General features: G+C 66.9%; 11 protein-coding genes. 5 read left to right on the top strand and 6 right to left on the bottom strand.

Features of this window, described 5'->3' with window-relative positions; all coding sequences use genetic code 11:
- Positions 1-202 precede the first annotated feature (202 nt).
- The 3 genes from IF61_RS0131585 to IF61_RS0131575 all read right to left on the bottom strand — a co-directional run bounded on the left by IF61_RS0131585 (position 203) and on the right by IF61_RS0131575 (position 1,684).
- On the bottom strand, positions 203-907 hold the full coding sequence (locus IF61_RS0131585; RefSeq protein ID WP_030369988.1) for a hypothetical protein: 705 nt from the start codon (positions 905-907) through the stop codon (positions 203-205).
- A 154-nt stretch (positions 908-1,061) separates the two neighbouring features.
- A complete protein-coding gene (locus tag IF61_RS0131580) occupies positions 1,062-1,292 on the bottom strand; it encodes a hypothetical protein (protein WP_030369987.1) in 231 nt (76 codons plus the stop codon).
- Complete coding sequence (locus tag IF61_RS0131575) at positions 1,289-1,684, bottom strand: DUF6415 family natural product biosynthesis protein (RefSeq protein WP_157848737.1); 396 nt, start codon at positions 1,682-1,684, stop codon at positions 1,289-1,291. Before IF61_RS0131575 ends, IF61_RS0131580 begins: the two co-directional genes overlap by 4 nt.
- 277 nt (positions 1,685-1,961) lie before the next feature.
- Between IF61_RS0131575 and IF61_RS0131570 the strand changes: the two genes are divergently transcribed.
- From IF61_RS0131570 to IF61_RS0131560, 3 genes are read left to right on the top strand one after another with little or no spacing between them, the layout of a single operon-like run.
- Positions 1,962-2,840 carry a helix-turn-helix domain-containing protein gene (locus tag IF61_RS0131570; RefSeq protein WP_030369985.1) on the top strand — a complete coding sequence of 293 codons (879 nt, stop codon included), beginning with the start codon at positions 1,962-1,964 and terminating at the stop codon, positions 2,838-2,840.
- Positions 2,833-3,033 carry a DUF397 domain-containing protein gene (locus IF61_RS0131565; RefSeq protein WP_211264964.1) on the top strand — a complete coding sequence of 67 codons (201 nt, stop codon included), beginning with the start codon at positions 2,833-2,835 and terminating at the stop codon, positions 3,031-3,033. The genes IF61_RS0131570 and IF61_RS0131565 overlap by 8 nt, the downstream gene beginning before the upstream one ends.
- Positions 3,034-3,091: 58 nt before the next feature.
- Positions 3,092-3,907 (top strand): class I SAM-dependent methyltransferase, encoded by an 816-nt coding sequence (locus tag IF61_RS0131560; protein ID WP_030369983.1) that lies wholly within the window; start codon positions 3,092-3,094, stop codon positions 3,905-3,907.
- A 91-nt stretch (positions 3,908-3,998) separates the two neighbouring features.
- On the opposite strand, the gene IF61_RS0131555 is transcribed toward IF61_RS0131560, so the two are convergent.
- Genes IF61_RS0131555 through IF61_RS0131545 form a run of 3 tightly spaced genes read right to left on the bottom strand, consistent with a single transcriptional unit; the run spans position 3,999 to position 5,752 of the window.
- Positions 3,999-4,841, bottom strand: a complete 843-nt coding sequence (locus IF61_RS0131555) for a helix-turn-helix domain-containing protein (protein ID WP_030369982.1) — start codon at positions 4,839-4,841, stop codon at positions 3,999-4,001.
- Positions 4,842-4,848: 7 nt separating this feature from the next.
- Positions 4,849-5,373, bottom strand: a complete 525-nt coding sequence (locus tag IF61_RS0131550; RefSeq protein ID WP_030369981.1) for a DUF6879 family protein — start codon at positions 5,371-5,373, stop codon at positions 4,849-4,851.
- Positions 5,345-5,752 (bottom strand): hypothetical protein, encoded by a 408-nt coding sequence (locus IF61_RS0131545; RefSeq protein WP_030369980.1) that lies wholly within the window; start codon positions 5,750-5,752, stop codon positions 5,345-5,347. The genes IF61_RS0131550 and IF61_RS0131545 overlap by 29 nt, the downstream gene beginning before the upstream one ends.
- 174 nt (positions 5,753-5,926) lie before the next feature.
- Here IF61_RS0131545 and IF61_RS37360 point away from each other — a divergent pair, with 174 nt between their 5' ends.
- Both IF61_RS37360 and IF61_RS0131535 read left to right on the top strand, forming a co-directional pair.
- Positions 5,927-6,451: a glycine-rich domain-containing protein gene (locus tag IF61_RS37360; protein ID WP_245684696.1), complete on the top strand. Its 525-nt coding sequence runs from the start codon at positions 5,927-5,929 to the stop codon at positions 6,449-6,451.
- A gap of 79 nt (positions 6,452-6,530) precedes the next feature.
- Entirely contained in the window at positions 6,531-6,920 is a 390-nt protein-coding gene (locus IF61_RS0131535) for a hypothetical protein (protein ID WP_030369978.1), read from the top strand.
- The last annotated feature ends 189 nt before the right edge of the window (positions 6,921-7,109 follow it).

The raw sequence follows: 7,109 nt of genomic DNA, 5'->3' as shown, positions 1-7,109 counted from the left end.
CCGTATATTTACGGGCCCGTTGCCGTAGACGTCGAGGGTGCCCCGGTATTGGGCCCACAAATACACGTCAGCGCCCCGGACCCCCACCCCTGCGCCCCCACCACCTCCCGCCGGATGCCCGGCTGCGGGCCGGACCTGGTGGACGATCGAGGCCCAGGTCGGTACGGGCCGGGGAGTTGGGTCGGCTGGCTCTGTTGGCCGCTCAGGGGATGTGGAGTTCTGTGCACGCCGGTCCGTGCTGGGTCTTGGCTTCGCATGCTCCCTTCTCGGCCTCGTCCGGGTTGACAGCCCCGATCTGGACCACCGAGGTTCCAGCAGGGGGCGAGAGAGGGATGTCGATCTGCTGCACGACTTTTCCCTGGTCGTCGGGCCTGAGCACACTCCAGTAGAGGTCTCTCCCATTCTCGGGATTCACGGACACCTCGATGTGCGACCACTTCTGAACGCCGTCGGCGTGCACCCCGAAGTGCAGCCGCATGCCGGATCGGGGGCCGTCGAGTCTGACATCGGTGATGGTCGGACGGCCATTGCCACCCGCGGCCTGGGCGGCGCCGACCACGGCGATGCTCAGGGACGCCATGTAGAAGACGACACCGAGGACGAGCACGCCTGTCTCCCACAGGACTCCACGTCCTGTGGGGCGGATGAGCAGGGCGCCGATGCTGCAGACGATGGCGATGATGGCGCAGAGCGAGGCCACGTAGATGGGCCACGACCTGTTGTTGAGAGCGACGAACACGAACTTGCTGTTGAGCCCAAGGGTGGTCATGATGCCCGCCACCGCCACGAGCGCACCGGCCAGGATCTTGGCCACGTCGTCCAGGCGCTTGCCCAGCGCGGCCTGGACCTCTCCGACGACCAGGGGCGAGGGTCCCGCCGGTTTCGAGGGCTCTTGCGCACCGCCCATTTGCGAGCTTCCCGATCGTTGAGTCCTGTCGGGCAGGACGGCTGCTGGACAGCCTCACATTGCCATTCGTCCCGCAGCGAGCCGGAGATTGCCGCCTGCTCGGAGCCGGACCACCGGCGGATGTTCCCCCGGTCGGCCCAGTGCGACTTTTCGGCTACAGGCAGATGCAGTTCGGCGGGCGCTCAAGTGCGGGCGGGCCGCTGGTGTGGGGAACGGCCACCACCCTGATGCGCAGTTCGAGCAGGCGCCGCGCCTCTTCGAAGTCCCTGGCAGCGGAAGCGTCCGCGTGCGCCCGGCGGCGGCTCGGCCGGAGAGCGCGTACCGGCCGGGAGAACTGGCCGTGCAGGGCCCACCACGTGCGCAGGCGCGTCGCCGTCCGCTTCACCGTCCGCCGCCTTCCCGCTGCAGCCGCCGCTCCTGGTGCAGCAGCTGCCCGGCGGCCTTGCCGAGGCTCCTGGCGAAGGTGATCGCGGAGGCGTACCCGTTCCCGGGGCCGGCCTCGGCTCGCTGCCGAGCCTCCTGCACGGCGGCGAGCGCGGCCCGGCGGAGCAGGCAGTCCACGGGCCGGCCACTCGCAGCCGCTTCCACGGCGGGTGCGGTCTCCCGGATGTAGCCGAGGAGGCGTTCGGTGACCTCGCTCAGCCGGGGCGGCGCGGGCAGCCACGTTTGCATGTCAGTGGCCTCGCGAAGGGCCTGCCCGATCGAGACCGGGGACGACCCAGTCGGGGCGAGTGTGATCCCGCCTCCGGTCTGGGCGGTACGGGGGAATGGAGGCATGGCAGCTCCTTCGAGCGGTGCGGAGGCGTAGCGCCCGCACCTGCGACTCGGTACGAGAACCACCCTGCCGGGTGGCGAAGTTGCGATTCAAGCGAAAACTCGCGCAGTCACCGCTACCTTCTGAATTGGCACATGCCACGGCGACAACACGTGTGCCGCCGAAGGCACTTAAGGGCTTCACGACGGCCTCAGGCGCGCAGGCAAGAAGGGCAGCGGGGTGCGCAGTGTGAACACGCGGTGCCAGACTCAATCAAGCGGCAAGCGGCCACGGAAGGCGATGAGCGTGGGAGCTCGGATCGGACCAACAGCCCGACGGATCGAACTGGGAATCGAGCTACGCCGCATGCGTAATGAGGCCGGACTGACTCTCGAACAAGCAGTGAAAGGACTGGGCTTCAGCGAAGCGAAGCTGCAGCGCGTCGAGACCGGAAACATCCCCCTGAAGCAAGCAGGCCAGCTGCGCGCGCTCCTGAAGCGGTACGGGGTAACGGATGAGGAGCACGTAGGCAGGCTCGTCCAGTTGCACCGGGAGTCCGGAAGCCAGGAATGGACATCCTTCGCCAACATGGTGCACCCCACGACACGGACGTTCGTCGGCGTGGAATCCCTGGCCCACACCATCAAGGCGTGGCACCCGACCCTCGTCCTGGGCCTGCTCCAGACGAAGCGGTACGCGACCGGGGTCTACGAGATGGAGAAGATGCATGACGAGTACACAAACGAGTTCATCGAGCAGAGCGTCCGCCTGCGCATGATGCGCAAGGAGCTGCTGACCCGCACCGAGGATCCCGTACAGCTCTGGGCAATCCTGGGGGAAGGGGCGCTGCGCCACATCGTCGGTAGCGCCGATGTCATGCGTGAGCAGCTCGCAGAGATCGCCGCACTCTCGGAGCTGGACAACGTGACGGTTCAGATCCTGCGCACACATGAGTCCGGCTATCGGTACGCCAGCGACTTCACCGTCGTCGACCTTGACGGCGGGCTGCCGTCAACAGTCCAGATCGACATGCCCTGGGGAACCGTATCCATGTCGGACAAGCCACGGGAGGTCGGGCGCTTCGCCCGCAGGTTCGACTCCCTTCGCGCGGCAGCGACCTCTCCCGACAAGACAGCAAGCATTCTGCAGCAACTAGCGAGAGAACTCATCGATGCTTGAGATACCCGCCATCAAGTCCGCACCCTGGAGGAAGTCCTCCTATAGCAATGCGGGGGGAAACTGCGTCGAAGTCGCCAGTCTGTCGGCCCGCATCGGAATCCGCGACTCCAAGAACACGACCCTCCCACCCCTCCAGGTGCAGCCGTTCACTTGGGCCTCCTTCCTCTACGAGGTCCGGTCCGGCCGGCTGTGACCCGGCTCAGCTCGGGTTCACTGGACAGGCCGACCGGACGCGGTAAAACATCACCGTCATGACGATCCCCCAAGTGGCCCCGGAGATCATCGACTTCTACACCGACACCTTCGACGAGGCAACGCGCCTGACAGCGACTGCGGACGGAATGCTGGAGATGGTCCGTACGCAAGAGCTGCTCCGGCGCCACCTGCCGCCCGCACCCGCAGACGTCCTCGACGTGGGCGGCGGGCCCGGGGCGCACGCGCGGTGGCTCGCTGCAGACGGGTACCGGGTCCATCTCGTGGACCCGGTGGCCAAGCACGTGACGCAGGCCGCCGAGGCAGGCTGCACGGCAGAGATCGGGGATGCGCGCAGCCTCGGTGCCGGCGACGGGACGTACGACGTCACGCTGCTCCTCGGACCGCTCTACCACCTGCTCGACCGCGCCGACCGCGACCAAGCGCTGGCAGAGGCACGGCGGGTCACCGCACCCGGCGGTCTCGTCGCGGCCGCGGCCATCAGCCGTTACGCGTCGCTCTTCGAGCACACCGCCACCACCTGGCTGGACCGCGAGACCGTGCGCGACGCCGTGACGGACATCCTGGCCACGGGCGTGCACGAACCGGGCCGGAAGGGGTTCACGGCGGCCTACTTCCACACCGGCTCGGAATTGGAGGAGGAAATGCGCGCCGCCGGGCTGAGCGACGTCCGCGTCTATGCGATCGAAGGGCCCACCTGGTCGCTGCTCAAGGCCGCCGAGCAGCATACGGGCGAGCCACTGTCTCCCGACTCCCCGCTCTTCCGCGCGGCACTCGCCGCCGCCCGCGCGGCGGAACCGTACCCGGATCTCCTGGCCGCCGGCTCACATCTGCTGGCCATGGGCCAGGCCTGACGGGTGAGGTCTCCACGAGGTCCGGTCCGGCCGGCTGTGACCGCGTGGTTCACGGGGCGCCCTCGCCAGGAGAGGCGCGCCCTGCCCACCCCTACCTGCCGTAGTGCTGCATGGCTTGTGCGATGAGAGCCCGCGCTCTGTCGCCGTAGACGGCCGAGGCCTTGAGGAGCATGAAAGCCTTGGCGTAGAGGGCGATTTCTCTCGGCTGGGTCACCGAGAACTCGGCCGAGTAGGTCTCGACCAGAACCAGCCTGTCATCGAACATCGAAAACGAGTTGCCGGGCCAGATATGCAGCGGCACAGAGCGAGGGAGGATGCCGAGGCTCAGCCGCGGAAGGCCGATGATCGCAAGGAGGCGATCCAACTGGCCACGCATCACGTCCGGACCACCGAAGTTGCTGTAAAGAGCCTGCTCGGCAAGCAGCACGTTGAAGATCCGGTCACCCTGGTGCAGGTACTTCTGTCTTTCCAGCCGCTTCGCCACTGCGGCCGCCGTGTCATCCGGGACCTCGTAGTAGTTGATCACCTGCTTGAAGGTCTCCGTGGCGTAATCCGCCGTCTGCAGCCCACCCCAGACCAGGGTCGGGTGCCAGATGCGGAACACTTTGGTCTTGGAATAGACCGGGATGGCCCTCTGTTGTCGCAGCGCGGCTCCTGAGGCGAGCTGGCGACGCCACTCAAGCCACAGTTCGTCGATGTGGCGGACCGTGGCGATCAGGTCGCCGAGTTGCTCCTCGGCGTCGGTCTTCGCACACCAGAGGCGGATGTCGTCCTCGCTGGCGTTCTGCCGGCCGTTCTCGATCCGGGAGACCTTGGACTCCTGCCACCCCGTCGCCGCGGCGAATGCCCGGCCGCTCTTGAACCCCGCGTCCTTGCGGAGTCCTCGCAGCCGGGCTCCCAAAGCCTCTCGCTGTGCCTGCGCTTCAGTACTCACCGATGGTTCAGGGCTTGTACTCGCAGTGCGGGATCGCCACGGCCCACAGAGCGTCCCGCACCCGGATGCACTCGGCCACGGTCTTCGGGTCCTCGATCAGCTCCGAGCCGAGAACCCTCCCTTCCATGTCGAAGTGGCCCACGGCAAGGAGGCGGTCATCGAACAGCCACCAGTCATTGCCGTCCACGGGGAACGTGATGCCTTCCGGCATCCTGTGCCTCGGCAGCCAACGGATGTCCTCGCCCATCTCCAGATTCAGTCGGGTCAGCGAGTGCTCCCACCCGACGTACCGGGAGTGTGGTTCCGTGACAACCCGGACCCGCCGAACCGTCCTGCCGGTCCCGGTCACGCTCTCCATGAGTGCTGTCCACGGCTCCAGCCAGGCGTAGTCGTCGGGTTCTCCCCTCTGCCAACGGGCGTAGGGAGTGTCTTCGACAGACGACCCGTAGTGGTCCCTCAGCTCCAGATGGAACGCGTCCCGCTCCAGGCTGTGGAAAAGCTCGTCACGCTGTGCAGGGGTGATCAGGTCCACCGCTCTCCTCCCATAGGGCCACGATCGAGGACTTGGGGATCTCGACGCAGGTCTCGTAGCCGGGCATGCGCATCTGGCTCAGAGCCTCAGGGTCATCCATCTCCGGTCCCTGCACGATGCATGTCCCCTGGCCGGTGACCAGCATGATCGGAGCCGAGAAGTTCTTGATCTGCCCAGAGGGCAGACCGTCCTTGGACAGATACTCGAACAGTTCGGTCGGCACCTCGACGACGGTATGACCTTCCGGCACATCGAGCCGCCTCAGAAGGTCGTTCGCGTAGACCTTCCAGCCCTGGACGACGTAGCTGTCCCGGTCGCTGGCGTACAGAGTGGGGCTGTCTCCAGGAGTGGAGTTCTTACCGAGGAACCGCAGCTTCATGGCTGGTCTCCCGTCCTCTGCCTTGCGCAAGTTTGCGCGACAGACCGATGGTCGATGAGACATCCGGGCCAGTCAATCAGGCCGCTGCAAACTCGCGCAATCCTCTGGGTGGTTGGGTGACCACCGCTCTACGTTCGTCTCGAACCCCAGGCGTTGTGAGAGCGAGGAGATGCCATGAGCGCAACGTGCCTGATCCCTGCCGAGCGGTTCGGACACTCACGGGGACACGCTGCGGACCGAACAGTGATCGCCGCAACTGCTCCGGTTGCAGTACGTACCGGCCGCTCGCTCGTCGATGACGAGTTGTTCGGCCGCCTGGTGGCTTTCCTCATGGAGCACGAGAAGAGGCCCCGGCCCATGGCGGAACGTGTCATGGACCAGGCCCTCGCCTTCCTCTGGATGAGCGGCCACCGCCAGGACGTGCCCCTGTCCCCTTCAACCGATGTCGATCCCGGCTGGCACACCTTCATGCTCCACACCCGCGAGTACGCCGGCTGGTGCCAGGAACAGTTCGGCCGTTTCCTGCACCACAACCCGTTCGAAGGCCCGCTGCGCCCACGCGACGCCATCGCCCTTGGGCGCACCATCGCCGCAATCGAGGCAGCCGGATTCACCGTGGACCACGAGCTGTGGGGCACGGCGGCCGAGTGCAACCCTCCCGCGTGCTGCGGTGACGGTGGCGGCTGCGGCAGCAACTAGCCACCGGCCGGACGGGCCGCCCGCCTCACGGCAGGCGGCCCCCGGCGCACCTACTTCCAGCAGACTGAACGGACCGACCATGTCCGGCAAGAGCGCCGCCGTCGAGCTGTCAGGTACGAGCCGCATCACCGCCTTCCCGCTCGAAGGCCACACCGTCGCCTACACCAGCCAGTCGTCCGACAGCCGCGGATTGGGAGACATCGCCGTAATCGGTGTCACCGACCCTGCGGGCACCGGAGAGACGCTGTGGAGACTGGCGCAGGAATTCTGCCGGGCCAGGGATCTGCCCGATGACCACGCTCGGTGGATCATCACTCAGGCCTTCCGCGTCCGGATGACCGGCTCGTACGAACCGCCCGGTAGATGGGCGGCCACGATCAGCAGGCGCTACGAGCTGCCTGGTCTGTTCTCCAACCACGACGTGTTGCTGACCGGGGTCATCAAACTGCACCGCCCCACCGTCACGTAGCTCCCCACGACGGGGCGGCATCCGACCAGGCCATCGGCGTCAGCAGGAGGGACGGCGGGAGGTGGTGGGGGCGCAGGGGTGGGGGTCCGGGGCGCTGACGTGTATTTGTGGCGCCAAGTGCCGGGTGAGTCTGCGGAGGGGGAAGGGCGCCGTAAATATACGGCCCCGGACCCCCACCCCCGAGCCCCC

Origin of the sequence: Streptomyces roseoverticillatus, assembly GCF_000719265.1 — a bacterium.
GTDB lineage: Bacteria > Actinomycetota > Actinomycetes > Streptomycetales > Streptomycetaceae > Streptomyces > Streptomyces roseoverticillatus.
This window is presented reverse-complemented; position numbering and strand designations above follow the sequence as displayed.

Excerpts from the sequence above, each read along its gene's own strand:
- IF61_RS0131585 (WP_030369988.1), bottom strand. The coding sequence starts at position 907 with ATGGGCGGTGCGCAAGAGCCCTCGAAACCGGCGGGACCCTCGCCCCTG.
- IF61_RS0131575 (WP_157848737.1), bottom strand. The coding sequence starts at position 1,684 with ATGCCTCCATTCCCCCGTACCGCCCAGACCGGAGGCGGGATCACACTC.
- IF61_RS0131570 (WP_030369985.1), top strand. The coding sequence starts at position 1,962 with ATGAGCGTGGGAGCTCGGATCGGACCAACAGCCCGACGGATCGAACTG.
- IF61_RS0131565 (WP_211264964.1), top strand. The coding sequence starts at position 2,833 with ATGCTTGAGATACCCGCCATCAAGTCCGCACCCTGGAGGAAGTCCTCC.
- IF61_RS0131560 (WP_030369983.1), top strand. The coding sequence starts at position 3,092 with ATGACGATCCCCCAAGTGGCCCCGGAGATCATCGACTTCTACACCGAC.
- IF61_RS0131545 (WP_030369980.1), bottom strand. The coding sequence starts at position 5,752 with ATGAAGCTGCGGTTCCTCGGTAAGAACTCCACTCCTGGAGACAGCCCC.
- IF61_RS37360 (WP_245684696.1), top strand. The coding sequence starts at position 5,927 with ATGAGCGCAACGTGCCTGATCCCTGCCGAGCGGTTCGGACACTCACGG.
- IF61_RS0131535 (WP_030369978.1), top strand. The coding sequence starts at position 6,531 with ATGTCCGGCAAGAGCGCCGCCGTCGAGCTGTCAGGTACGAGCCGCATC.